General features: G+C 40.2%; 27 protein-coding genes and 3 riboswitches. Of the genes, 8 read left to right on the forward strand and 19 right to left on the reverse strand.

Annotated elements, in window-relative coordinates; all coding sequences use genetic code 11:
- Positions 1-476: 476 nt before the first annotated feature.
- Together motA and motB are read left to right on the forward strand one after the other, a co-directional pair.
- Positions 477-1,271, forward strand: coding sequence for a flagellar motor stator protein MotA (gene motA, locus ACTJJQ_RS05020; RefSeq protein ID WP_008346088.1), 795 nt, complete (start codon positions 477-479; stop codon positions 1,269-1,271).
- The gene (gene motB, locus ACTJJQ_RS05025; RefSeq protein WP_017367125.1) at positions 1,264-2,028 is read left to right on the forward strand and encodes a flagellar motor protein MotB; all 765 of its coding nucleotides are present in this window, start codon (positions 1,264-1,266) and stop codon (positions 2,026-2,028) included. The genes motA and motB overlap by 8 nt, the downstream gene beginning before the upstream one ends.
- A 186-nt stretch (positions 2,029-2,214) precedes the next feature.
- On the opposite strand, the gene ACTJJQ_RS05030 is transcribed toward motB, so the two are convergent.
- On the reverse strand, positions 2,215-2,670 hold the full coding sequence (locus tag ACTJJQ_RS05030) for a MarR family winged helix-turn-helix transcriptional regulator (RefSeq protein ID WP_003211701.1): 456 nt from the start codon (positions 2,668-2,670) through the stop codon (positions 2,215-2,217).
- 204 nt (positions 2,671-2,874) lie between these two features.
- On the opposite strand from ACTJJQ_RS05030, the gene ACTJJQ_RS05035 reads away from it, so the two are divergent.
- Positions 2,875-4,374 (forward strand): ATP-binding protein, encoded by a 1,500-nt coding sequence (locus ACTJJQ_RS05035; protein ID WP_440599993.1) that lies wholly within the window; start codon positions 2,875-2,877, stop codon positions 4,372-4,374.
- Positions 4,375-4,425: 51 nt separating this feature from the next.
- Here ACTJJQ_RS05035 and ACTJJQ_RS05040 read toward each other — a convergent pair whose 3' ends face one another.
- The 6 genes from ACTJJQ_RS05040 to ACTJJQ_RS05065 form a co-directional block, all read right to left on the reverse strand.
- Complete coding sequence (locus ACTJJQ_RS05040) at positions 4,426-4,668, reverse strand: aspartyl-phosphate phosphatase Spo0E family protein (protein ID WP_008346101.1); 243 nt, start codon at positions 4,666-4,668, stop codon at positions 4,426-4,428.
- 301 nt (positions 4,669-4,969) lie between these two features.
- Positions 4,970-5,500, reverse strand: a complete 531-nt coding sequence (locus tag ACTJJQ_RS05045) for a 1,2-dihydroxy-3-keto-5-methylthiopentene dioxygenase (RefSeq protein WP_019743068.1) — start codon at positions 5,498-5,500, stop codon at positions 4,970-4,972.
- 16 nt (positions 5,501-5,516) lie between these two features.
- Entirely contained in the window at positions 5,517-6,149 is a 633-nt protein-coding gene (locus ACTJJQ_RS05050; RefSeq protein ID WP_099496475.1) for a methylthioribulose 1-phosphate dehydratase, read from the reverse strand.
- Entirely contained in the window at positions 6,113-6,808 is a 696-nt protein-coding gene (locus ACTJJQ_RS05055; RefSeq protein ID WP_135226812.1) for a 2-hydroxy-3-keto-5-methylthiopentenyl-1-phosphate phosphatase, read from the reverse strand. The genes ACTJJQ_RS05050 and ACTJJQ_RS05055 overlap by 37 nt, the downstream gene beginning before the upstream one ends.
- On the reverse strand, positions 6,809-8,026 hold the full coding sequence (mtnW, locus tag ACTJJQ_RS05060; RefSeq protein WP_440599994.1) for a 2,3-diketo-5-methylthiopentyl-1-phosphate enolase: 1,218 nt from the start codon (positions 8,024-8,026) through the stop codon (positions 6,809-6,811).
- A gap of 99 nt (positions 8,027-8,125) precedes the next feature.
- Positions 8,126-8,227, reverse strand: a riboswitch (SAM riboswitch).
- A gap of 44 nt (positions 8,228-8,271) precedes the next feature.
- The gene (locus ACTJJQ_RS05065) at positions 8,272-9,462 is read right to left on the reverse strand and encodes a pyridoxal phosphate-dependent aminotransferase (RefSeq protein ID WP_440599995.1); all 1,191 of its coding nucleotides are present in this window, start codon (positions 9,460-9,462) and stop codon (positions 8,272-8,274) included.
- Positions 9,463-9,626: 164 nt separating this feature from the next.
- A riboswitch (SAM riboswitch) is annotated at positions 9,627-9,784 on the forward strand.
- Positions 9,785-9,864: 80 nt separating this feature from the next.
- Between ACTJJQ_RS05065 and mtnK the strand changes: the two genes are divergently transcribed.
- On the forward strand, positions 9,865-11,058 hold the full coding sequence (gene mtnK, locus ACTJJQ_RS05070; RefSeq protein WP_284565022.1) for an S-methyl-5-thioribose kinase: 1,194 nt from the start codon (positions 9,865-9,867) through the stop codon (positions 11,056-11,058).
- Between the two features lie 6 nt (positions 11,059-11,064).
- On the forward strand, positions 11,065-12,126 hold the full coding sequence (gene mtnA / locus ACTJJQ_RS05075; RefSeq protein ID WP_284565021.1) for an S-methyl-5-thioribose-1-phosphate isomerase: 1,062 nt from the start codon (positions 11,065-11,067) through the stop codon (positions 12,124-12,126).
- A gap of 24 nt (positions 12,127-12,150) precedes the next feature.
- Here mtnA and ACTJJQ_RS05080 read toward each other — a convergent pair whose 3' ends face one another.
- The 3 genes from ACTJJQ_RS05080 to ACTJJQ_RS05090 all read right to left on the reverse strand — a co-directional run bounded on the left by ACTJJQ_RS05080 (position 12,151) and on the right by ACTJJQ_RS05090 (position 15,063).
- Positions 12,151-12,285: a hypothetical protein gene (locus tag ACTJJQ_RS05080; protein WP_017359454.1), complete on the reverse strand. Its 135-nt coding sequence runs from the start codon at positions 12,283-12,285 to the stop codon at positions 12,151-12,153.
- Positions 12,286-12,374: 89 nt separating this feature from the next.
- Positions 12,375-12,866 (reverse strand): methylated-DNA--[protein]-cysteine S-methyltransferase, encoded by a 492-nt coding sequence (locus tag ACTJJQ_RS05085; protein WP_017359455.1) that lies wholly within the window; start codon positions 12,864-12,866, stop codon positions 12,375-12,377.
- Position 12,867: 1 nt separating this feature from the next.
- Positions 12,868-15,063 (reverse strand): PAS domain S-box protein, encoded by a 2,196-nt coding sequence (locus tag ACTJJQ_RS05090; RefSeq protein ID WP_440599996.1) that lies wholly within the window; start codon positions 15,061-15,063, stop codon positions 12,868-12,870.
- Positions 15,064-15,356: 293 nt separating this feature from the next.
- On the opposite strand from ACTJJQ_RS05090, the gene ACTJJQ_RS05095 reads away from it, so the two are divergent.
- Positions 15,357-16,376 carry an acyltransferase family protein gene (locus ACTJJQ_RS05095; RefSeq protein ID WP_007498757.1) on the forward strand — a complete coding sequence of 340 codons (1,020 nt, stop codon included), beginning with the start codon at positions 15,357-15,359 and terminating at the stop codon, positions 16,374-16,376.
- A 33-nt stretch (positions 16,377-16,409) separates the two neighbouring features.
- On the opposite strand, the gene ACTJJQ_RS05100 is transcribed toward ACTJJQ_RS05095, so the two are convergent.
- The 5 genes from ACTJJQ_RS05100 to htpX all read right to left on the reverse strand — a co-directional run bounded on the left by ACTJJQ_RS05100 (position 16,410) and on the right by htpX (position 19,964).
- Entirely contained in the window at positions 16,410-16,592 is a 183-nt protein-coding gene (locus ACTJJQ_RS05100; RefSeq protein WP_017359457.1) for a hypothetical protein, read from the reverse strand.
- Complete coding sequence (locus ACTJJQ_RS05105; RefSeq protein ID WP_017367114.1) at positions 16,585-16,749, reverse strand: hypothetical protein; 165 nt, start codon at positions 16,747-16,749, stop codon at positions 16,585-16,587. The genes ACTJJQ_RS05100 and ACTJJQ_RS05105 overlap by 8 nt, the downstream gene beginning before the upstream one ends.
- Positions 16,746-17,273, reverse strand: coding sequence for a DUF421 domain-containing protein (locus ACTJJQ_RS05110; protein WP_045034960.1), 528 nt, complete (start codon positions 17,271-17,273; stop codon positions 16,746-16,748). Before ACTJJQ_RS05110 ends, ACTJJQ_RS05105 begins: the two co-directional genes overlap by 4 nt.
- Before the next feature lie 301 nt (positions 17,274-17,574).
- Positions 17,575-18,921 (reverse strand): TrkH family potassium uptake protein, encoded by a 1,347-nt coding sequence (locus ACTJJQ_RS05115; protein WP_007498761.1) that lies wholly within the window; start codon positions 18,919-18,921, stop codon positions 17,575-17,577.
- Between the two features lie 143 nt (positions 18,922-19,064).
- A complete protein-coding gene (gene htpX / locus ACTJJQ_RS05120; RefSeq protein WP_019743079.1) occupies positions 19,065-19,964 on the reverse strand; it encodes a protease HtpX in 900 nt (299 codons plus the stop codon).
- A gap of 278 nt (positions 19,965-20,242) precedes the next feature.
- On the opposite strand from htpX, the gene ACTJJQ_RS05125 reads away from it, so the two are divergent.
- Together ACTJJQ_RS05125 and ACTJJQ_RS05130 are read left to right on the forward strand one after the other, a co-directional pair.
- Entirely contained in the window at positions 20,243-20,959 is a 717-nt protein-coding gene (locus tag ACTJJQ_RS05125) for a DUF1836 domain-containing protein (protein WP_236810407.1), read from the forward strand.
- Positions 20,960-21,083: 124 nt separating this feature from the next.
- Positions 21,084-21,278, forward strand: coding sequence for an alpha/beta-type small acid-soluble spore protein (locus ACTJJQ_RS05130; RefSeq protein ID WP_019743080.1), 195 nt, complete (start codon positions 21,084-21,086; stop codon positions 21,276-21,278).
- Positions 21,279-21,317: 39 nt separating this feature from the next.
- Here the strand turns inward: ACTJJQ_RS05130 and ACTJJQ_RS05135 are convergent, their stop codons facing one another.
- From ACTJJQ_RS05135 to ACTJJQ_RS05150, 4 genes are all read right to left on the reverse strand, one after another.
- A complete protein-coding gene (locus ACTJJQ_RS05135) occupies positions 21,318-22,511 on the reverse strand; it encodes an anti-sigma factor domain-containing protein (protein WP_019743081.1) in 1,194 nt (397 codons plus the stop codon).
- Positions 22,508-23,263 (reverse strand): RNA polymerase sigma factor SigI, encoded by a 756-nt coding sequence (gene sigI / locus ACTJJQ_RS05140; protein WP_008346139.1) that lies wholly within the window; start codon positions 23,261-23,263, stop codon positions 22,508-22,510. Before sigI ends, ACTJJQ_RS05135 begins: the two co-directional genes overlap by 4 nt.
- A gap of 215 nt (positions 23,264-23,478) precedes the next feature.
- Positions 23,479-24,270: a TerC family protein gene (locus tag ACTJJQ_RS05145; RefSeq protein ID WP_046527615.1), complete on the reverse strand. Its 792-nt coding sequence runs from the start codon at positions 24,268-24,270 to the stop codon at positions 23,479-23,481.
- Between the two features lie 32 nt (positions 24,271-24,302).
- A riboswitch (yybP-ykoY riboswitch) is annotated at positions 24,303-24,473 on the reverse strand.
- Between the two features lie 78 nt (positions 24,474-24,551).
- Positions 24,552-25,166 carry a DedA family protein gene (locus ACTJJQ_RS05150; RefSeq protein WP_007498772.1) on the reverse strand — a complete coding sequence of 205 codons (615 nt, stop codon included), beginning with the start codon at positions 25,164-25,166 and terminating at the stop codon, positions 24,552-24,554.
- Positions 25,167-25,173 lie beyond the last annotated feature (7 nt).

Here is a 25,173-nt window from a genome sequence, read left to right on the forward strand (position 1 = left end):
TTTACGATAAAAGAAAAAGAGGTGGATCACATGGATCACATGATCAATTGGAACTACGATTTGATCAAAATCATACATGAAGAAAAATTAAAAGAATTGCTCTTAGATGAAACAGCTCAAAAAAGATGAAGTTTCCAGATTGTTGACACAGGGCTAAAATGAACTTGATTTTAGCCCTGTGTCTTCTTTTCAGCGTGATAGAAAACCTTTGCAGTCTAGGTAGGACGAGTACTGGCGCGGATCGAATGTCACATTCGTGAGCACCAGCACGCAGGACTGACAAAGAATGCAGGGTTTGTCTACACGCTGAAAACTCCCTTTTATATGAGGGAGTTTCTTTTTTTAAGGCTCACAGAAAGCGCTTTCGTCAAAATTTCTTCACATAAACTGTCTTAATTTTATATTCTGACTAAAACCCTTCTAGAAGACACCGATATTAACTATAGAAAAAGATAGTTAAAGGATTTGGTGAGATAATGGACAAAACATCGTTAATTGGTATTATTTTAGCATTTATTGCACTGAGTGTCGGTATGGTTTTGAAAGGTGTGAGTCTAACCGCTCTTATCAACCCGGCGGCTATATTGATCATTGTGGTTGGGACAATTTCAGCTGTTGTCATTGCCTTCCCATCTAGTGAAATTAAGAAAACACCAAAATTATTCGGCAAAATTTTCAAAGATAGCAAGCTTCCAACGATACAAGAGATGATTCCTCTATTTTCAAACTGGGCACAAATTGCTCGTCGTGAAGGTCTTTTGGCATTAGAGGCAAATCTTGAGGAAGTCGATGACGATTTTCTAAAGAACGGCTTAAGCATGGCAGTTGACGGTCAAAGTGCTGAATTTATTCGCGACGTCTTAACAGAAGAAGTCGATGCCATGTCGGAGAGACATCAGTCAGGCGCATTAATCTTTACACAAGCTGGTACATACGCTCCGACTCTAGGGGTACTTGGTGCCGTTGTCGGACTTATTGCCGCACTTGCAAACATGGGAGACATTGAAGCACTTGGACATGCGATCAGTGCTGCCTTCGTCGCCACACTGCTTGGGATTTTTACAGGGTATGTGTTGTGGCATCCATTTGCCAACAAGCTGAAGCGTAAATCAAAGGAAGAAGTAAAGCTTCGTCTCATTATGATTGAAGGGATTCTTTCTGTCCTTGAAGGCCAGTCTCCAAAGGTCATTGAGCAAAAACTTCTGATGTACTTACCAGCAAAAGAACGTGCAAATCTTGTCATTGAAGAAGGAGAAAAACAGAATGGCTAGGAAACGTAAAAAACATGATCATGAAGACCATGTAGATGAGTCTTGGCTGATCCCTTACGCCGATCTTCTTACGCTTCTTCTCGCCCTCTTCATTGTGCTGTTTGCATCTAGCTCCATTGATGCGGCAAAATATGAACAGATGGCTAAATCGTTTAATGTTGTCTTTACTGGCGGCACTGGCGTAATGGACCAATCAAGCATGCAGAGCACCGAAGAAACAGAAAACAGTAATCAAACCAAAAAATCAGCAGAAGATGAAGAAGAAGCAAAAGCGAAAGCTCGTGACCAAGCGGTATTAACAAAGGTTAAAAAGCAAGTAGATTCATTCATTGCGGATAAAAAACTTGGTTCGAAGCTTGAAACAAAGCTGACGGATGAAGGTCTGCTTATTACAATTGAAGACAGCATCTTCTTTGATTCTGGGCGAGCGGTGATCCGCTCGCAGGATGTTCCGTTAGCCAAGGAAATATCAAAGCTGCTCGTCATTAACCCTGCTCGTGATATCGTCATTAGCGGACATACAGATAACGTTCCGATTCGGAATTCTGAATTTGAATCCAACTGGTATTTAAGCGCCATTCGTGCGGTCAACTTTTTAAATATTCTCCTTGAAAACAGCAACCTAGACCAAGAGAACTTTAGCACAAAAGGTTACGGTGAATTTAAACCGATTGCCTCTAACGATACCGCAGAAGGCAGAAGTAAAAACAGACGCGTCGAAGTTCTTATTTTGCCAATTGAGAAAAAAGCAAAATAAATAGGAAGCCAGCAGCTTCCTTTCAGATCATGACAAAGGGCTAAAATAATGTTTATTTTAGCCCTTTGTCTTTCTTATGAGCGCGACTGAAAGCGCTTGTCGTTTATCGGTGCGCAGGACTGACACCATATGCGAGGATTAGTCTACATACTAAAAAGGAAGCCAGCGGCTTCCTTTTTTATGTGTTTATTCTTTATGATCATATAAATGCTTGGCACGCAGTCCTACATGTTTGAGCATATCGATGCAGGCATCCTTCTCCTCTTCACTAAGCACACTGATCATCTCGTGAATCTCTTTTGCATGATCTGGGAAGATGTCATCAAGCAAAGCTCTTCCCTGCTCCGTAATATGTGCAAATGTCACCCTGCGGTCTTCTGCACAAGCTTTCCGGCTAAGGAGTTCTTTTTTCTCCAATTTATCAACCACATACGTGATGCTTCCGCTTGCGAGTAAGATCTTATCACCTATTTGCTGAAGCGGCTGATCACCTTTATGATACAGCAATTCTAATACAGCAAATTCAGTTGGATTCAGACCGTGCTTCACAATATGTTTGTTCATGTGGTGATTAATGGAGCGATAGGCACGTGATAGTACAATAAATAATTTCAAAGATTTCTCAACATTATGATTTTCCATTTTTTATCATCCTTTATGAAATGCAACCCACTAATGTGACATTAATAAACAATAAGTAAAATGTCAACATGTTGAACCATTTTTAGCATGAAAAAGAGACCAGAACGAATCACCTAATTTTTTAAAAATCTCACAAGTCATCGTAATAAAGATAGGTTCAATGCTATAATAAGTCTATTAGGTAATACGTTGGAGCGATGAATCATGAGTATACTGAAAGGGTTTTGGAAGAAGATCAAGCTTTACCTTATTTTGGTCGTGATTCCAACCCTCATCATTAGTTATTTTATCTACGAAAAAGAAACTGAGAAAATTGATGTAAAAAACAAACAAACCGCTACACTTATGTTAAATATTCACAAAAACCAAATGAATTATTTAATCAGTGAAACAGAAGCAAGATTAACTTCCCTTGCCATGGGATTTGACCAGCCGCTTGAAACGAAAAGAGTACAAAACATCCTAGAGAAAATCTATAAACAAGAACCTCGTTTTTCAGGCCTGTATCTCCTAGACCAAAAAGGAAATGTCACAGCCAGCACCACACCATTAAAGGAAAAAATCAACCTGTCATTTAGAGATTACTTTAAACGTATTCAAGTTACAAAACAGACCGTCATCACAGATAACTATGTAAGCCGCATTACTAAGCAGCGGATTCTCTCCATTTGTGTCCCTGTTTTGAATGAAAACGACGAAGTCACGGATGTGCTAGTCGCTGCGATTCAAATTGATTATTTAAGAAATATTATGAATGTATTAAACCCAGAGCTTCATTTTAAGATGCTGAATCAAAATGGAGACGTTGTGTTTACAAGTGGTCCACAGCCAGCATCTGAAAGTGATAGCACCGTGTCTACATATTTAGATGAAAACAGCTGGAAGCTGGAGGTTTTTCCGCAGCGTGCGACAACAAGTGAAGTACTGTCTGTGATGCTGTTTCCTTTATCCAGTGCATTTATTCTCTTAAATATCTTATTCACACTCGTCCAATATATCATTTTAAGACGACAAACCCAGCAGGAACGCCACCAAAATGAAGCACAAAAGCTTGAACTCATTGGAACACTTGCGGCAAGTACAGCTCATGAAATTCGCAATCCATTAACAGGCATTAGCGGGTTTATTCAACTTTTGCAAAAGAAGTATCGTTCAGAAGAGGATCAGCTTTATTTTTCTGTCATCGAGGAAGAAATTAAACGGATTAACCAAATCGTCAGTGAGTTTCTTGTGCTAGGAAAACCAACGGCTGAAAAGTGGCAAAATAATTCTGTGAAAGAAATTGTGAGTGAGATCATGCCAATTGTATTTTCTGAGGCGAATCTTTATAATGTCGAGGTTGATTTGCAAATCAATACCATTCAAGATGTTGGCGTGTATTGCACGAAGGATCACATTAAACAAGTGGTATTGAATGTAGCGAAAAACTCGTTAGAAGCGATGCCAAATGGCGGTCATTTGAAGATTGTCATTGAGGCTGAAAAAGAACAGGTCATCATAAAAGTGAAAGATACAGGTGAAGGTATACCAGAAGAGATGCTGAAACATATCTTCCTCCCTTTTATTACGTCGAAAGAAAAAGGAACAGGTCTTGGGCTTGTTGTGTGTAAACGAATCATTTCGATGTATGGGGGGACAATCGATATCGAGAGCAAAGTGAATAAAGGAACAACCGTGATCATCATGCTCCCTTCTGCACACTAATAGCTGAAGCATTCATCCGGTTTTGCTAATGGCAAGACCGGTTTTTTGATGTCAATAAGAAGGACGATTGACAGAAAGGAGACTCATTTGTGATACAAGATCATGAAAGGAAGCAACAGATTGTTGTTCATGAAAAAGAAGATACTGATACTCATTCATCAGGTTGTCCAGTTCTTGACTATATTTAATTGTCGTCTCACCTGTATAGCCTTCTACTTGAGCAGCTTCTACCATTTGTCTTCTCTTTTCATCAATTGACATTAATAGCTGTTCTTTCCGTACATAAATATTCATGATCTCAGCTCCCGCTATGAATTCGTCTGTCTACGCTCTAAATGATCCGACACCAAAATTATACTTTATTTGTAAATTAAATTAAATATGCTTATTTTATTTAATTTTTTACAGCCTAAAGACCTTTTACCCAATGAATTCTGGGGGTAAACTTCAAAATTGGACAGGACTGACACATTGATTAAACAGAATTTTATCCTATGCAGAAGACCAAAATCAACTATTTTCTCTCTCATTTTATGTCTATTTTCCTAAAAAAAAGCTGATCTTCCGCCTCATGCGAAATGATCAGCTCCCACTATTAAACCGTTTCTTCTTCGTAAATTGGCACCCAGCCCTCAGTTGTGACAAATATGCGAACTGCGACGACTTGACGATCTTCTTGAAGTGTAAAGTAGTGACGAATATTCGGGGGCACAGAAATTAAATCACCTGGATTCAGTCTCACATCAAAAAAGACGCCGTCTTTGCCTTGAATGGCAAAGATTCCATGACCGCTCACGATAAATCTGACTTCATCATCCGTATGATGATGCTCACGTTTAAAGTTTTGAAGCAGTTCATCCAGATTAGGAGTCGCATTTGATAATGAAATCACATCCTGCGCTTTGTATCCTCTTCGCTCGGAAATACTCTTTATTTCCTCTTGAAACACAGTTAAAATTTCTTCCTTTTCATCATCTGTTAAATCGTACTTTTCTGATAACTGTTTTGGTAGTTTTTCAATATCCCAATGTTCATAAATGACCCCTTGCTGTTCTAAATACGCCTGAACCTCTTGTTCGTTCTCAAGTAACGTGTTCTCTTCATTATGAATGTAAATGGTCGCCATGTGTGTTTCCTCCTTTTTATTTAACAAGCTGCTTTTGATAAAGCGCTACTTTCAAATGATAGGTAAATAAAAATTCATAAGCCTCTAAGACTCGTTTGGCTTCAAATGCGCTTTTCCCCCAAACGGTGATGCCATGATTACGAATGAGTACAGCACCAGCATCGTCCGTCAGGTGCACTGCAAATTGCTCTGCAAGGTGCGGAATATGAGCTGGGTTTTCAATAATAGGAACAGCAACTTCTGCATCCTCTTCCCAATAACCAAGCGCTTTAATGATTTCATTACCTTTAAAACGAATTTCTCCTTTATCGCCATACAGCTCAGAAATGACATTGTTATCGATCGTGTGGACGTGAAGACAACATCCTGCTTTCGTCCGCTCATAAACGTATGTGTGAAGCAGTGTTTCAGCTGATGGCCTGAGCGGCTGATTCGGATGAACCGGCTGACCTGCTGCATCAACAAGAACAAAATCTTCATCGGTTTCTTTTCGTTTATCTTTGCCGCTTGCCGTCACCAAAAACGTGATGGGATCATCCGACACTTTTATCGATAAATTGCCGCTCGTTCCGTAAAACCAGTCTCTTTGTGCCAATTCACGTTTGACGTCTGCTAGTTCCTTCCAGCGTTTACTCTTCTCGTCTGCCATTCCTTCACTTCCTTTATTTGATCAAATTGCGCTTTTAGATCAACAAATGTTTCATACTCTTGATGTACGAGCCCTAGCTCTTTACATTCGTTCAGTAAATAATCACGCGCAAACGTGAGATCCGCATGTTTCGCTGCCTCAATATCAGTCACTGAATCACCAATCATGATAATAAAGTCATCTTCCTGCGTCAGTTCTCGAATAATGGAAGGCTTGCAGCAGCCACAGCCATTTTGGCATTCTGAATCACAGGCATGCGGCCATTCAATTTGAATATGGTCTTCTTTAAATGATGCATAGTTACAATAAATATTCTCTTGTTCGACAATCCCTTCAAGGATAGGATAGACAAAAAAGTCCATACCGCCGCTGAGTACATAGAAAGGAATGTCTGCTTTTTTGACATCATCGACAAACTGTTCAAATCCCTCACGAATCTCTGTATCCTCTAAAATAAATGACCGAATGGCTTCTTTCTGATCACTCGTCAGTAACTGAAACATCTGCCCGACGCCTTCTTGGATCGTGATCTCTTTTGCTAGAACACCATCCTTCCATTTCGTCCATTCTTTTGGAGCAAACTGCTTCATGATGCGAATGATATTATCATTTTTCGTAATCGTACCATCAAAATCACAACATACAATTGGTTTTTTCATTTATTCTGCTACCCTTCCCCAAAGATCAAGTGCTGCTTGTAAGTCTTGACAAGTTGATGCTTTTTCTTCGATAGACTCTTTTTTGACCACCGCATCAACGATCGAACGAAAGGCTTTCCCTCCTCCAATTGCTCCCCGCGGATGTCCGTGAATTCCCCCGCCTGCATTAATGACATGATCAAGTCCAAAATCTTTGATTAAGATCGGCACCATTCCCGGGTGAATGCCTGCTGAAGGGACAGGAAATGTTTGTTGAACTGTATCCTCTTTCACACATGCTTCGAAAATGCCAATGGCATCTTTTTTCGGAAGGGCGACTGATCCATAAGGAGAGGGAAAAAGACTTAAATCAGCGCCAGCATATCGATTTAATTTGCCTAAAAGAAGAGAATGCGAGAATCCATAGTCTGGAGAGGATGTCATTGCACCGCTCACTGCCGGATGTGCCATGATCGGCAATCGGATCTCTGGATCTTCAGCCAAGCTTTGCATGACATCAAGTCCATAGGCAAAAACATTGAATAAAAGCGCATCAGCCCCGAGTTCGGCTGCCTTTCTTGCTCGATCTTTCAAATCAAAAGTTCTACCCGTTAAATTAACAGCATAAAGCGTGCGATGTCCTGTCTCTTCATATGTTTCTTTTAATATCTGTTTTCCTTCCTTGATTCGATCTTCAAAAGGGGCTAATGGGCTTTCAAATAAAATCTCATCATCTTTGATGAAGTCTACTCCACCTAAAGCCTGTAAGCGGAGCTGTTCTTTTAAATCCTCCATATCACGGCCGATCACGCCTTTAAATATACTCATCAATAGCGGCCGATCAAACACGCCTACTTTCTTTCGTATCCCCTCAATGCCAAATACCGGTCCTGGCAGACAGCTTTTAAACCTTTCCGAAAATTCGATATCGACGAGCTTTACTTTCCCATCCAGTGAAAGCTTTCCAAAAATCGTCGTCAACACCGCTGGTATATCAGCTGAAAAGTTCGCCTCAGGATAAGCAATGGTCACCTCTGATTGATACAGACCACCATTTGTGGGAGACTGTTCTTTTACGCTCACCACACGGCCTTTATGTTTTTTCAGCTGCTCCTTTTTGAGCTGCGGCAAGTCCGTCCATGACCCGACCGTTAACCCAAGTGCGATCTGCTCTGCTTTTCGGTCTATTTGTTCATCCTCTCGATGTGTTAGTACGTATGTTGCCAGTAGTTCACTCACTAGGAATCCCCTTTCGATTGCGTCCTGTATATGGTCAATAAAAAAACCTCTTTAAGTGCTTGATCAGCGCGTTAAAGAGGTTTCGTCTCATTCATCCGAATCTTATCTCTCAGCGCTTGCTGCAAGAATTAGCACCGTGCTTCATGGAAGTCGGTTGCCGGGCTTCATTGGGCTAGTCCCTCTGCCTACTCTTGATAAGAATATTCAATTTTCTTAAATATTGCCTGAATTATCGCACCATTTTTTTACGTTGTCAATGGCTTTTTTTCAAATAACTGCAAGGCAGCGATACGATCAGCGGCTTCCTTTAGCCGCTCCTCACTTGTTAAAAGCCCGACTCTGACGTAGCCTTCACCATGAGCACCAAAGCCATTCCCCGGTGCCACAACAACATGTGCTTTTTCTAATAATACATCAGAAAAAGTTTCCGATGTATACCCTTCAGGCACCTTTAACCAAGCAAAAAATGAGCCCTTTGGCGCACTGACGTCCCAGCCAATCTCTTTGCATGCAGCAATCCAAGTGTTTCGTCTTTTTTCGTACCGATCATTTTGTACTTGTACGCACGTTTGATCGCTTAAAAGTGCTTCTGCTGCTGCATCTTGAGTTGCTTTAAACAGTGACACAAACAGATGATCCTGATAAAGCTCAATGGCTTCGATAACAGAGGCATTCCCTGCTGCAAAACCGACTCTCCAGCCAGCCATATTATACGTTTTGGACAATGTATAGATTTCAATACCTGTCTCTTTTGCTCCGTCTATTTGCAGGAAACTGAGGGGCTTTTCGCCGTCAAATCCTATGCCACCATATGCAAAATCATGGACAACACACATCTTATTTTCACTCGCAAACGCAACAGTATCTTCAAAAAATGTCCTGGTTGCAGTCGCACCAGTTGGATTATTTGGGTAATTTAAGTAAATCAATTTTGCTTGATTCTTATCTTCCTCAGACAGTTGGTGGTAGTCAGGCAAAAATTCATTTTGTTCAAGAAGAGGCATTGTGACCATGCGAGCTCCGGCAAGCACAGCGCCTGACCAGTAATCAGGATAGCCCGGATCTGGAACAAGCAGCGTATCACCTGGATTCAGTAAACATTGCGGCAATTCGACTAGTCCCGCTTTCCCTCCAAATAAGATGGCAATCTCTGTCTTTGGGTCAAGCGTGACACCATATTCTCTTTCATAAAAAGCAGCTGCAGCTTTTTTTAGTTTCGCTGTCCCGCGGAATGAGGAGTATTGATGATTTTCAGGTTTTGCTACCGCTTCCTGCATCGCTTTCACAATATGTGGAGGAGTGGCCTGATCAGGATTTCCTTGACCTAAATTAATCACATCTGCCCCTTCCTGCACTTTTTTCTGTACTTTTTGTACAAGCGACGCAAAAAATTGTTTCGGTAAATGTTTCAATACATCCGATTGCTGGAATTCCATTTTTTCACCTTCTATTCAAGTTACATGACAATACAATCACTGTAATGGATTGTTTTATGAATTGTAAAGCAATTTTGAAAAAAGATTGACATGTGAACTGCAGCTCTGATAATATCTAGAATTAAGAAATGCAAGCAGACATGAAACAATTACATATTGATTTCTCTTATCGAGAGTTGGGCGAGGGATTTGGCCTTTTGACCCCAACAGCAACCGACCGTTAATACCACTGTGAAGTGGGGCGCAGCAAGTACAGCGCCAAGACAATTGTCTTATAGGGCACGGTGCTAATTCCATCAGACGTATGTGCTGAGAGATAAGAGAGGCTTCGAGCATACACGCCATCAAGCCTCTTTCTCTCAGGAGAAAGAGGCTTTTTTATATGATTTGGAGGGGAAGCAATTGGTTACACTTACGGCATCATATGAAGAATTAACAGAAAGTTCGGCAGTTGCACTTGCCATTAGACTTGGATTGATTCAGGAGAGCAGTCATTTAACATGCACTGAAATCGGTGACGGAAATTTAAATTACGTCTTTCATATTTATGATCACAAACAAGCAAAAGGACTGATTATCAAGCAGGCCCTTCCTTACGCAAAAGTCGTTGGAGAAAGCTGGCCGCTGACATTAGACCGTGCAAGAATTGAAAGTGCAGCACTCATCAAGCAATCAGAGTATGCACCACATCTCGTACCAACCGTCTATTATTCGGATACAGCTCTTGCAGTGACGGCAATGGAGGATCTATCACACCTTGAAATCGTCAGAAAAGGGCTAATTGCCGGAAAACATTATCCGTATTTATCAGATCATGTCGGAGAATTTTTAGGCAAAACACTATTTTACACGTCTGACTTTGCCACAAATCCTAAAATCAAAAAACAATTCGTGAAGCAGTTTACAAACCCTGATCTTTGTGACATTACAGAGAAACTCGTCTTCACAGATCCTTTCTTTGACAGCGAAACGAATGACTTCGAAGAGGAATTAAGAGAAGAGGCACAAGCACTATGGGCTGATCTTGAACTGCAAGCAAAAGCAGCCGAATTGAAACGGATCTTCTTAACCTCTGCTGAAACACTGGTACATGGAGATCTTCATACAGGCAGTATTTTTGCAAACGAAACGGAAACGAAAATCATTGATCCAGAGTTCGCTTTTTACGGTCCTTTCGGATTCGATATCGGTCACTTTATTGCCAATCTGTTCATCAATGCTTTATCTCATGAGAATGAGCAGGATCAGCAGCACCTTTTTGATCATGTCGTCAATGTGTGGGCAACATTCAAAGAAGTGTTCACAAAAGCATGGAAAGAAGACAGTATTGAAGCGTTTAGTGTATCGGACAGCTTTTTAGAAACAACGTTTGACCGTATTTTAAAAGAAGCCACCGGCTTTGCTGGCTGTGAGCTTGTTCGCCGAACCATCGGTCTTGCGCATGCGGCTGATCTTGATGCGATTCCATCACATTCTAGAAGGCTTCAGCAGAAAAAAGCAGCACTTACACTAGGAAAAACATTGATCAAACAATATCAAGCAGTGGAAACAGCGTCTGACCTCGTCGCATTATTCCAGCAAACTGTAAAGGAGTGACGAGTTTTGTCTAAAGAATTTGAAGTTCCCCGTTCCGTCGAATGGGAAGAAAACCGTATCAACATTTTGAATCAGCAAAAATTACCCGCTGAAACCGTGTTTGAGCATTTATATACAAAAGAAGATGTGTATGATGCCATTGTGACGCTAAAAGTACGCGGAGCACCTGCTATTGGCATTACAGCGGCTTTTGGGCTCGCACTCAGTGCACAAGAGATTGATACAGAAGACATTAATCTCTTTAAGCGAGAAGTCGCTCGCCTGAAAGAATATTTAAACAGTGCTCGTCCAACCGCTGTGAATCTTGCCTGGGCATTAGACCGGCTTTATCAGCGCATTGAGCGTGCTGCTTCGGTGAATGCAGCCAAAACTGATCTTGTCCATGAAGCCATTCAAATTCAAATCGAAGATGAAGAAACATGTCGGCAAATCGGTCAAAATGCTCTTCAGCTCTTTAAATCTGGTGATCGAATTATGACCATTTGCAACGCAGGCTCCATTGCCACAAGCCGGTACGGAACAGCGCTTGCACCCTTTTATTTAGCGAAAAAGAAAAACCTCGATCTTCACATTTACGCATGTGAAACACGTCCTGTCCTTCAAGGCGCTCGTCTGACGACATGGGAATTGATGCAGGGCGGTGTAGATGTGACGCTTATCACGGATAATATGGCAGCCCATACGATGAAAGAAAAACAAATTTCTGCCGTGATTGTTGGTGCAGATCGAATCGCTAGAAACGGTGATACAGCAAATAAAATTGGAACGTTAAGTCTGGCTATTTTAGCTAAACACTTTCAAATTCCATTTTTTGTGGCAGCGCCTCTTTCGACCTTTGATGTGTCAACTCAGGATGGATCAGATATTCCGATTGAAGAACGCGACCCGCAGGAAGTAAAGGAATTAAACGGCATCCAAATTGCGCCTCCTGACGTGCAGGTATTTAACCCTGCCTTTGATGTCACTCCTCACCATCTCATTTCCGGGATCATTACAGAAAAAGGCATTATCACTTCCAACTATACAGAAGAGATTGATGCACTATTCACCGAAAGCGCGTCACTTTAATCAAACAAAAGCGCGGGGTTCTTATCATTTAAGAGCACCGCGCTTTTTTGTTTCGTTCGTTTTTGCTAATATTTCTTTTTTCTGTTCTTCTGTCAACACGTTCATTTTGACACATAGTGATGTGACGGCGTACATTTTATCTTTTTTGCCCCATAACATGTTAGCAGCCTCCTTTTTCCCTAGACCAACTTTTTTAGCTTAATAAAAGGATATGTCGCTCACTAAACATTTGGAACAGGTCAATTCATTTATTTTTGAACAAATGGGATGCCTTCTAATTCTAACAGGATCGCTTTCATCCCTGTCTTCGTCCCTGCATAACCAGTCAGAGTCCTGTCTTTTCCAATGACCCGGTGACACGGGATAAAAATAGGCAATGCATTGCGTCTATTAGCTTGTCCAATGGCTCTGACAGCCTTTGGATTGCCGATCGCTTCTGCAATATCAGCATAGCTTTTTGATTCACCATACGGAATAGTAGAAAGTGCCTCCCACACTTGCTCTTGAAACGGAGAGCCTGCTTGCTTGAGCGGGAGATCGAACACTTTCCGATCGCCCTTAAAATATTCATCCAGCTGTTTTTTCGCTTCTTTTAATACAGGCGTGTCTTCTTGTTTAAAATGGTCTCTCTGTTCTTTGACCAAAAACGATTCATCATCAAACTTCACTTCAATGATGGCACCATCTTTCTCTAGTATGTATAATGCCCCGATTGGTGCGGTATAGACTGTATAATACACATTAAAGCTCCCCTTCTTGTTTCTGCTGCCGGAGTGGAAGCGTGAGATGGAACACTGTTCCAACCCCTTCTTCACTCTCTACTTCAATGGTTCCTTGATGCTCTTCAATAATTTTATAACTAACCATTAACCCAAGTCCAGTGCCTCTTTCTTTTGTTGTATAAAATGGTTCTCCGAGACGTTTTAGTTTATCCTCTGTCATGCCGCAGCCTTCATCACGAAGAGAAATCACAATGTGCTCCTTCCCCTTCCTTTGAATGCTCACGTATACATTTCCTTTCTGAGGCATTACTTCAATCGCATTTTTCAAAATGTTAATAAAGACTTGCTTCAATTGATTTTGTTCACAGTAGATGAGCGGAATATCATCCAGCACATTTAAGTGCATTTGCACATTGCCAAGATTGGCCTGTGCGTGAAGAAGATCCATCGTGTCTTTGACAATTTGCACGACATTTTTTTCTTCATAGATGATGGCCTGCGGTTTTGCTAAAATCAGAAATTCTGTAATGATGGATTCGATTCTTTTTAGCTCTGATGTGATGACATTAAAATAGAGCGAATACTCCCCTTCAATATTTCCTTTGAGCAGCTGAATGAAGCCTTTTAAAGCCGTCATTGGATTTCTAATTTCATGGGCAATTCCAGCGGCAAGCTCTCCGACAACATGAAGCGTATCCGATTTTCTTACCCGCTCCTCTAATTCCTTGCGCTCAGTCACATCTCTAAAGATGGCCAAATTCATGTTATGAATAATATTTCGTTTAAAAGAAAACTCCAAAATACGTTGATCTGGATGGTTCAGCACAAATGGAACTTCATTGTCCATCTCATCTAATGACATCGCCTGAGCTGGCTGCGCCAAATTTTCAATTTGATATGGCGCAAGGATATGAAAAAGGTTCATTTCCGTTAAGTGATCATCTTTGAGGCCAAGCAGTTCACTTGCGGATGGATTCACATCAATAATCCGGTATTGATTATCGAAAAGAACAATGCCATCCATAGAGCCATTAAATACTTTACGGAATTTGAGCTCACTTTCTCGCAGCTCCTCTTCCATTCGCTTTCTGTCACTGACATTCCGTAATATGGTTAAGTGCTGCCCTTCTAATACCGCATGCTTAGAGGTGAACTCAAGCTCTTTGAATTGGCCATTCGCCATTCTAAAGAGGAGTTCTTCTCTGATTTCAAGATTCCTGATATACCGTCTTCTTGTCGGCCGGTATCTGCGATCAGATTTGACTAGAAAATCCATGAGTTTCTTGCCAATCAGCTGATGCATCGGTAATTCGAAAATTCGGCAGGCAGATTCATTTGCCCTGACAATTTCTCCATCATCCGCCCAAATGATGATGGCATCCATCGCATTTTCGAATATTTCTCTAAAACGTTCTTCACTTTTTAGCAGCTTTTCTTCCATTAATCTTTTTTCTGTAATATCACGCATGATGGACATGTAAAAACCACTCATCACATTGGATGTGATGGTCAGTTCGAATAATTTGTGCTGCCCAGATTGAAGGGTAACAGGAAGTTCACCCTTTGCTTTCCCTGTTTCTTTCAATGAAGTTAAGAGCTGCTGGAGCGCTGGAAGATTTTCTTCTTCAACAAATTCATTTAAGTAGCGGTCTGTTAAATCTGTTTTTTGAAGTTCAAAGCTCTGGCAAAAAGAGTGATTGGCGTCAATCATACAACCATCCTGATCAAATATGACCATACCGTCAATCGCTCGATCAAATAAATCTTTAAACAGCTGCTCATTCATCGAACGTTCTCGCTCTAATATTTTCTTTGAAGAAATATCACGCATGACGACAATATATTGTTGATTCACCACGTCGTGCTCTGCTACAAATTCAATATATTTTGTCTCTCCATTTTCAAGTTGAATGGAGATCTCTCTTTTTAACGTTCCTTTTCGAAAAAAAATCTCAAGTGAGCAGTCAATTTTGTTTTTCGGGATGCCGTATAGGAAATCTAGAACGGATTTATTGAGGAGGTCTTCTTTCGGTGTTTGCACAAGCCTACATGTCGCTTCATTGGCTTGAATAATGTTGAGGTGCTGATCAAATATAAAAATGGCATCTAACGTCTTATTTAACAGCATTTTGTGCTGTATCAATTCATTTCGCAAATATTCGTTCTCTTTTTCTAATTTTCTGATATTTTTCGCGCCATCGAGCGTTTCAGTCATTCTCTTACACTCCTTTTCCAGCCTCATTCCTCTACAATATTTCTACAAGATTTTCATTGTTCCTTCATTCGACTCATAAAAAAAGAGAACTTTTTACACGAGGCTTGCTTCATTTGTTTCATTTGGATGACACGATTGTATAACGATTCTCTTTTCTTACGCTTCTTTTACAACCGTTCTACAATTTCACATCAAATAGCGAAATGAGCCAATTTGTATTTTAAAATGGGGCAAATGAGGGAACAGTGCACTTAGAACGTTTATGTTCGAAATGAAGCAGGAAAGGTGATGTTATGACGTCCACGAGAGACAGTTATTTCGATAATGCAAAATTTCTTCTGATTTTTCTAGTTGTTTTTGGTCATTTGTTACGGTCATTCATACATGATAATGACTGGATACTCTACTTATATAAATTTATTTATACATTCCATATGCCCGCTTTTATATTGGTGTCTGGCTTCTTTGCCAAAGGTTTTAGAAAACCAGGTTTTATGAAAAAAGTCGCAGTTAAGCTGATCATCCCATATTTGATTTTTCAGGTCATCTATTCTGTGTATTATTATTTCTTACAGGATCAAAGCATCTCTAACTTAAATCCGATTGATCCGCAGTGGTCTTTATGGTTTTTAATCAGTTTATTCTTTTGGAACTTACTACTCATTCCTTTTTCAAAACTGCCATTCCACTGGGCAATGATCGTTAGTTTATCGATGGCGTTACTTGTCGGTTACGTGGACAGCATTAGCGATACGCTCAGCCTATCTCGTACGTTTGTCTTTTTGCCGATGTTTTTAGCTGGCTTTTATTTAAAAAAGCAGCACTTTGAATTTATCCGAACAAGCAAAGGGAAACTGACTGCACTTCTTGTACTGATGGCCGTGTTCATGTTTTGCTATTTTTATGAATTCGATTATTCCTTTTTATTTGGGTCACAATCGTACGCTTCTCTTGGAGATGAAGGACTCATTGCAGCGATGAAACGAATGGCATGGTATTTACTTGCATTTGCTGCTACCTTTAGTTTCTTTGCATTAGTCCCTACACGCCGGTTCTTCTTTACCAAATGGGGCACAAGAACGTTATATGTCTATTTACTTCATGGCTTTGTGATTAAGCTTTTAAGAACGACTTGGTTTGATGATTGGGCTCTAAATACGGCAAGTGTATTGATTCTATTGCTGCTTACGGTCCTCTTAACCTTTACCCTATCTAGTACATTTGTTAAAACTGTTGCACAACCAGTCATCGAGCTCAAAATGACCAGCCTGATGAGAACCATTACTGGCAGACAAAACAGTTATATTAAATAGAAAAAACGATCTCTCAGGATCGTTTTTTTCTATTTATTTTTTGTTTTTCTGTTCAGTATGACATTCATCGTTTTTTTTAGGCTTCATTAAGGTATCAATCCATTTACTGCTGTTTATATCTCCCAGCTCGCTGCCAAATTCCTCTTGCAAGATATCGGGGTTCATCGGTTTTTTATGGTCTTTCATATCTTTACTTTTCACATGTTTTTTAGTCACGAGACGCTCCCCCCTGTTTCCCTTGATGAGAATTTCGGTTCGCCTGGCGGTCTTCTGATTGCTCGTCAAATTGTGTTTGTCCTTGATCGTGTGCCATGCTTTCTGTAGGCGTCATATTATTCGTGAGTGCTTCATTTTTTGCTGCTTTTCTTTTCATTTGTCATCATTCCTTTTTAACATGTTTAGTTCTTCGCTCAATTGATCAAACAGCTCTTTCATTTGTTTGACTGTCACTGGTTTTTCCTCAGGCTTTAACTCATATCCAATTTGCCCATTCGCTTCTAGCGTTGCTTTTTTGAGACTGCTGATGTCTGTGATGCCCTGCTGCTTTAAGCGCATTTTGAATTCGTCCCTTGTCAGACGCGTTTTTTTCAGCTTGTGATCAAGCATTTCTCCATCCTCTAAAATCACCACAGACTTCCCTGAAACCAATTTTTCAAAGAAATCAAACCGAATTGACAGCTTTTCCATCACCACAAGTGCCACAATAAAGATGGTCGCTGCATAAATGGTTTCAAGTAAATTATGCTCAATGAAGGGTTGGATAATAATCGATCCAATTGAAATCATGATGACTGTCTGTTGAACCGTTAATTGACTAATGGATTTAGGTCCTGCTATTCTCAGCAGCAAGGTACCAACGAGTAGCATTACAATTGCTTTCCATAACACATCCAGCACGTCTCTTTCACCTCTTACCTATAGATTGCGAACATCCCTTGTGATTTAGCCAGTTATATAATGGAAATAAAAAAAACCAGCATTCAGTAGGAATGCTGGTCTGATTGTCGACAAAGAGTTAAAATGATCGTTATTTTAACTCTTTGTCTTCTTTTCAGCGTGATAGAAAACCTTTGCAGTCTAGGAAGGACGAGTACTGGCGCGGAGCGAATTTCACATTCGTGAGCACCAGCACGCAGGACTGACAAAGAATGCGAGGGTTTGTCTACACGCTGAAACCAGCATTCAGTAGGAATGCTGGTTAGCCGATGATCACACGCTCTTTCGGATAATGATAATTCGCTTCACTTTCACGACGGCCAATTAAATACAAGAAGCTTGGAATTCCAATCCGTCCTATAAACATGACCACCATAATAATACACTTACCAAATACCGACAAGTCAGACGTAATTCCGAGCGACAGTCCCGTTGTTCCAAAGGCAGAACAAACTTCAAATAAAGTTTCAAGAAGTGTATGATGGTCTGATAAAGTTAACAGAAACGTAGCACCAAACACTAAAATAAAGGCCATCATCGTCACCATGAGGGATTTATTAATATCCGCTTGATGAAGCTCTCTTTTAAAGATTTTAATGGACTTATTTCCTCTCGCAAAGTGAAACAAAGCAAGTAAATTAAGGGCAAACGTGGTTGTCCGAATTCCGCCCCCTACCGAGCTTGGAGATGCCCCGATAAACATCAGCAAACATAAAAATAACAGTGTCGGCTCTGTCAATTGCGTAATATCTAATGTCGAAAGCCCGCCACTTCTGGTGGCTGTTGATTGAAACAAAGAATAAAACAAGATTTCATGCCAGCTCTTCCCTAGAAAAGTAAACCGGGCTTCAAGTGCATAAATCCCAATTGCCCCAACGACAACAAGGAGACCAAACGTAATCGTTGTAATTTTCGTAAACAATGAAAACGATGCATGTTTTCGGTCTTGATTGAATAAATAATCCTTTACTTCGACAAGTACAGGAAAGCCAATAGCGCCAAAAATGATGAGCAGCATCGTGATAAATTGGACGAAATAGTCATCTTTATATGGAATTAACGAATTCCCTGTAATATCAAAGCCTCCATTGGTTGTGGCACTGATACTAGAGAAAAATCCGTGTAAAAAAGCGCCTTGCACATCGTAATACTTTAGAAAATACATACTTAAAATCAGACCGCCTACAAACTCAATCAGCAAGATTAAATATAAGACCTGCTTCATGAGTTTCACAATTCCTGATAAGTTGCTTTGGTTTTGGTCTGCCATAATTAATTTTCTTTCTTTAATGCCGATCCTTTTTCGCATAACCAGCCAGACGAATGTACCAAGTGTCATAATGCCGATACCACCGATTTGCAAAACAAATGCAAGGATCCACATCCCGGTCACACTAAATGTTTGTGACGTATCGACAACAGTCAGACCCGTGACACTGACAGCACTCACAGCTGTAAATAGCGCATCAATAAATGTCCATTTGACTCCTTCTTGGTGAGCCACTGGCAGACTGAGTAGAATGAACGACACGGTCACAGCAAGAAAATAGTAAAGGGCAATCAGCTGAAAAGCCGACAGCCGGTCAATTAGTTTTTTCATTGGATTCATGGTTATTCCTTCTTTTATCTTTCTTTTCGAATACTATATCATTTTAATGAAAAGAGAGAAGATTTTAAAGGTATTTTGTGCTTTATTTACTTTTTCATCAAAAAGAAAAAGACATCCTTACGCAGAATGTCTTTTGATCTTTCTTATTTTGCTTCTAGTCTTCTAATTCTTTCGTTTAAATCAGGGTGTGTTGAGAAAAGAGAAGCTTTTCTTTTACCACTGATTTTCAGTGTAGCAACAGCTGCTTGATCATCATCTTTAATTCTTGATGTATACGCCTCTAGTGAACGAAGCGCATGAATCATTTTATCTTTTCCTGCAAGGTCCGCACCGCCGCGGTCTGCATGGAATTCACGATGTCTAGAATATGCAAACACGACAAGGCTTCCTAAGATAGAGAAAATAATTTGGAAGACGATCACAGCGATAAAGTGAACAATCGGCACAAGCTCTTCACGTGAAACGAAACGGCTTGCGATCCATGCCGCAATTCTTGAAAGGAAGACAACAAACGTGTTGACGATTCCTTGAAGTAACGTCATTGTGACCATGTCACCGTTCGCTACGTGAGCGACTTCGTGAGCGATAACCCCTTCAACTGCTGCATCATCCATTTCATGAAGCAATCCAGTTGATACGGCAACAAGCGATCTTCTCTTAGAAGGACCTGTCGCAAAAGCATTTACTTCAGATGATTGGTAAATACCGACCTCAGGCATTTTAGAAAGGCCTGCTGCTCTTGATAGTCTGTGAACGCGGTCAACAAGCTGCTGCTCATCATATGTTAAAGAATCCTTTTCTGGATTTAACACACGCACACCCATCATCATTTTTGCCATCCAGCGAGACATCGCTAGTGACATAAACGAGCCTACAAAACCAACAACTGCACTGAATACAAGAAGATAAAGGATATTAAGTCTTCCGTCTGCTCCTATATAAGAACCAACACCAGTTGCTGCACTAATAACCGATAGGACAATACCAATCGTAGTGATAACAAGAATGTTCGTTAATATAAACAGAAATATTCTTTTACCCATACATAACCTCCGCTGTCATATTAAGTTCATTTGAACTTATTAATAAAATTATAAAAATAAACGTCTCAAATTGCAAGGAAAAAGGAATCGTTTTCTATGTTTATCATACTGGCTCAAACCTCGTCATTTCAATGATTACGCTACTTGCATCCGCTAAAAAGTGAACAAATTGTGACGCAGCGGTCCTATTTTAGTTTATTTTGCATTTTCATTAAAAAGAGATTATGATGTTGAATTAGATCAATAATCACGTTTTTGACGTACAAATGAGGTGGAACATGGTGACTTTTAAATTAACGAGAATTGACATGACGAGACTTCTGTATTCTCTAAAAGGCGAGGGAGATCTGACTCCGCTTCAGCTTTTGAATTTATCTGTAAAAAGCGATAAGGAACATGAATATGATGAATTAAAAATCCCTTCGTTTTTTGAAAAACTCGAACGGCGGAAGCAAAAATCAGAGCACGGGCTTTCAACGAACGAAATCGTTGAGCTTGGCAACTTGTGTGAGCTGACTTCTCTTAAATCGACAGCCATTCAAAACTGGATCAAGCGCGATATTAAAGATATGATCGGCCATCCAGAGCTTGGCAAGAAGTACTCCATTGATCAGGTCGTTATTTTATTAATTGTCCGGGATTTAAAATCAGTATTTGATTTTGATTCTATTCGTATGATCTTATCTGCCTTATTTAATACGATCACAGATCGAACGGATGATATTATCAGCCCCATCCGTTTTTATGAAGCATATGCGCACGTCCTTGATTTTATTTATCACCATACACATTTTCCATTAAAGGAAACGAATTTAAGAGAAATGACAGAAGAACAGACGGACAAGCTCCACGAAGAGTTTACAGAATTGACGAAGCCGCAATGGCACTTGATTAAAGGCATTATCAGTTCTACCGTTTTCTCCGTTTTCACTTCTCACTTGCAAAGCACAGCGCAAGAAATGATGTTTAATACGCTTCAGCTGAAAAAGGCTTAAAACAGAGCCCGAGGTGACCTTCATCACCTCGGCTTTTTTGTGCAGCAATTGCCAGCATAATTGCAGGCTGTTTTTTTCAAAATAAGAAGGCGCAACAAACATGAGGTGAAAGGAGGAATCTGTGATGGCAAATCGAAATCAACTTCTTGTTCCTGGAGTAGAACAAGCATTAGATCAATTTAAATACGAGATCGCTCAAGAATTTGGCGTGACTCTCGGTTCAGATACAGTCGCACGTTCAAACGGTTCTGTTGGCGGCGAGATTACAAAAAGACTCGTACAGCAGGCGCAATCTCAAATGGGCCATTCAACTAAATAAAGACATGGTGAAATACGCCGGATCTATTCTGGCGTTTTTTTACTGTTCATATGTAGGCTCATCCCGGTTTTCACGGTATGAAGGCGGTGTATTTTTCCCTTTTTGTTTGACGTCATTTCTGTTACGTTCGACGTACGGACGATTCTGACCACTGTCGTTTTTTTTTACATGCTTTTCAGCATCACCACGTGATGTGCCATTTGGATGTCTTTTTTCATCAGGATCAGTCGAGTGATTTTTTTTTTGCTCTTTGTCTTTTTCAAAAGGGCGGTCCTTTTCTTCTTTTCCCTTTTTCTCTTTATTTTCATGATTAGGGCTTGTTTGGTGAGGCTTTTGAACAGCTCCTTGCTCTTCCCTCTCAACTTCCTTCTGCTCTTTGTCCTCGCCTTCTGGAGCCTCTTTATCCGGCTGCATCTCATCGCTAACGTCTGTCTTTATATCTTCTTTTTTGTCTTCGTCTTTTTGATCTTCATCAGCATTTTTCGGCTCTTCTTCTTTGACAGCCTCGTCATCTGCTGGATCTTCATCTTCTTTTTTAACGTCCTCTTGTTCGTTGTCTTGCATTTCTTGATTTCTAATATAAGTTCCTGTTGAAATGCCTGCTTTTTGTGCCTTTTCTCTTGTTTCCAGGTCACCTTCCACAGTTTCCAGCTTATAATTGCGCTTTTGATATTCCCCCGAGATGGTGCTGATTTTACTTTTTACGTTTGTTTTGTATGTATGATCCTGCTTGTTTTCATAAACAGTTGAAATATAAATGCTTTTAGAGTGGTTCACGTATCCTTTTTTATCACAATCATCGATGATTTCCTGCACGACTTTGGTCATGTCGTTTTTTTCTAAATCTTTCATACTGGCCAGTACTTGCTTCGCATCTTTATTCAGCGGAGTGACACCGATCACTTGATAATTGTGATCGAGTTTCAGCTCAAAACTTGGGTTAATGTCAATCGTCATATATGCATATGCTTTTTGACTTGAGAAAGATGGCATCATAGTGAAGATCACGACAATAATTGCTGCAATTGATAGAATTCCTGCATTTAACGGACGTAAACGAAGCAGGTCAAAAAAACCGGCTCTTTTTCTTTCGAGACGTGATTCATTCGGAAACGTCACTTCTTGACCGATTTCATAGTCTTGCTGTTCATACTTTGTCCGCAGAAATTGTCCATCAGGGGTCAGCAGTGTGACATATTTTTTGTTTTTCTCTACTATAATGCCTCTTCTCATGAATTAAGCACCCCTTTAAGGTAATCTTTCAAATACACATAATCACCTGTCATAATGATCGCCATCGCAATAATATATTTTCTATTTCTCTCAATCGTTTTGCGGCTGACTTCCACTAGCTTTTCCAGCTGTTTGACTGGCAATTGTTTTTTCTGAAATAAAATGGTTCTCAGTTCATCGTGCTTAACGAGTGTATGGGCCACTTTAATGGCATTTTGTCTCGCATCCGCATGCTTTGGTGAATGCTCAAGCAGTTCTTGAAACGTAAGACCATATACTTTCAATCGTTCTTTAAAATGTTCAATCTCTTCTCTTCTATGTTCTTGTTCAATTAAACGCCTATATTCATTTGCAGAAAGCTCTGCTTCAATCATGCTTTGCGAGTACTCGCCATTCTCACTTTCTTGAAGGTCCATTTGAACCGTTGGCGCGTTTCTTGCTTCTTTTCGAATATAGTCGATTACTTTTCTTTTAATAATTAACTCCGCAAATGCAAGGAGTGAGTTGCCTTTTTCGGCAGAGTATTTTTCTATCGCTTCATTAAAGGCAATTAAGCCTACGCTGAATTCATCATCTTTTTCATCTATATATCGTTTACAAACGGATGAAACCGTCTTAGCGACAAATGGTTTGTATTGCTCGATTAATGCATTTTGCAGCTCGGTATCACCCTGTTGGATGTTGATTGCCGACTGCTCTAATGTTTGCTTTTTCTTTCCCTTTTTAAACAAAAGGCTAAGCAATGGTTTCACCTCAGTTCTCCCTATATTACTCATTTATGATAGCTAATTTATGAGGGAAGCGCAAAGGAAGAAATGAGGAATTCATTTCCTGTTACTCAATTGTGACATGTATTTCTTTATCTACTTTACAACGTTTCGTTTAAAAGCAAAGAAATAAGGGGGTATCCCCCCCTTTTTTGTAATATACGTGTTATGAAAATGAAATGATATTTCTTTCAAAAAACCTACTCTTCCAGCCGCATCTCTTGTTTTTCCTCGTTTTGCTGGCCGCCTTTTCTTGATGGACTTGATAAAAACCAACCAAATGCTGCAATTGCGAGAAGAACCGTCCAGAAAATGACTTTCCATAATGTTGAATGAATGAAATGAGAGGACACGATCCCAATGGCTGGATGAGAAAGTGTATAGAGCGTCAGCTTCACGCCAACCCATCCGACAATGACAAATGCTGCTGTTTCTAGGCTTGGTCTCGTTTTAAGCAGTTTCACAAATACAGTCGCCGCAAACCTCATGATCACTAGACCAATGATACCGCCCAATAGAATGACAATAAATTGACCGCCATCAAGCCCGCCAATTTGTGGAAGGTTTGTTGCTGGCAGAGTCACAGCTAATGCAACAGCTGCTAAAATAGAATCTACTGCAAATGCAATGTCAGCAAGCTCAACTTTCACGACGGTTGCCCAAAAGCCGCTTTGTTTCATGTTTGTGTCTGCTTCCTTTTTCTTAAATACGTGCGATTTTAAAATATGGTGAATCGAAATATATAGAAGATAAATTGCGCCAATGGCTTGAACTTGCCACACATCTACTAAAAACGAAATAAGAAAAAGAGAACCAAATCGCATGACAAATGCTCCCGCAAGTCCGTAAAACAATGCCTTTTTTCTCTGTTTTTCAGGAAGGTGTTTGACCATCACAGCCATAACCAGCGCATTATCAGCTGCTAAAATCCCTTCTAATCCAATCAATACGAGAAGAACCCACCCGTACTCTAAAATAATTGCTGCATCCATCATCATTCCTCCTTATTTTTTATCTATTGTCCCACAACAGACAAAGGCTTATGAATGCAAAAAAGACCTTTGCCTGTAATGGCAAAGGTCTTGCTAGACATGTGATATGTAAATCATGCCAACAAAGCCGATGGAATGAGGTTCCATGTAATGACGACTTTGTTTCCGGTAAAAACCGGACGCTACTCCCCTTTGGTGGGATTAAGAATATTTAGATTACTTATATCATAATCAACAGACCCCGGATTGTCAACAGGTGACTTTTTATCTCCACCCATTGATTAAGCCGTTGGTGTTTCTGTTTTTCTTTTTCTTCGTTTCAGCCACACGTAGAGAACAAACAATAAGAGCATACCAATTCCAATCGGCAATACATATGGTTCTAAAATGGTTCCAACCTCTTGCCAGTTCTCCCCAAGGACAAATCCTAGATACACATATACAAATGTAATTGGCGTAATCGCCAAAAACGTATACAGGCAAAAAACCCACACATTCATCTTCGCAATCCCACACGGAATGGAAATAAGGGTTCTGACCCCTGGAATAAACCGGCCACTAAACGCAACAAATCCGCCATGTTTTTCAAAAAAAGCATCCGATTTATCAAGTGACTCAGGTTTCACAAAGAAATACTTCCCATATTTATTTAAAAAGGGTCTGCCTCCGTAACGCCCTAACCAGTACAAGGTCAAGGGGCCTGCCACACCGCCAATAGAACCGGCAGCCACAACACCAATGAAGGCCATGTCCCCTTTTGAAACCCAGTAACCTGCAAGAGGCAACACCACTTCAGCAGGAACAAATTCAATGCATAATGCAAGAAAGATGCCGAAGTACGACAAATTCTTAAAGGCATCAGCTAATGAAATAATAAAATCTTCGATGTTTATCAATCCCTTT

Origin of the sequence: Bacillus sp. 22483 (genome assembly GCF_052044605.1) — a bacterium.
GTDB classification, from domain to species: Bacteria; Bacillota; Bacilli; order Bacillales; family Bacillaceae; genus Bacillus; species Bacillus altitudinis.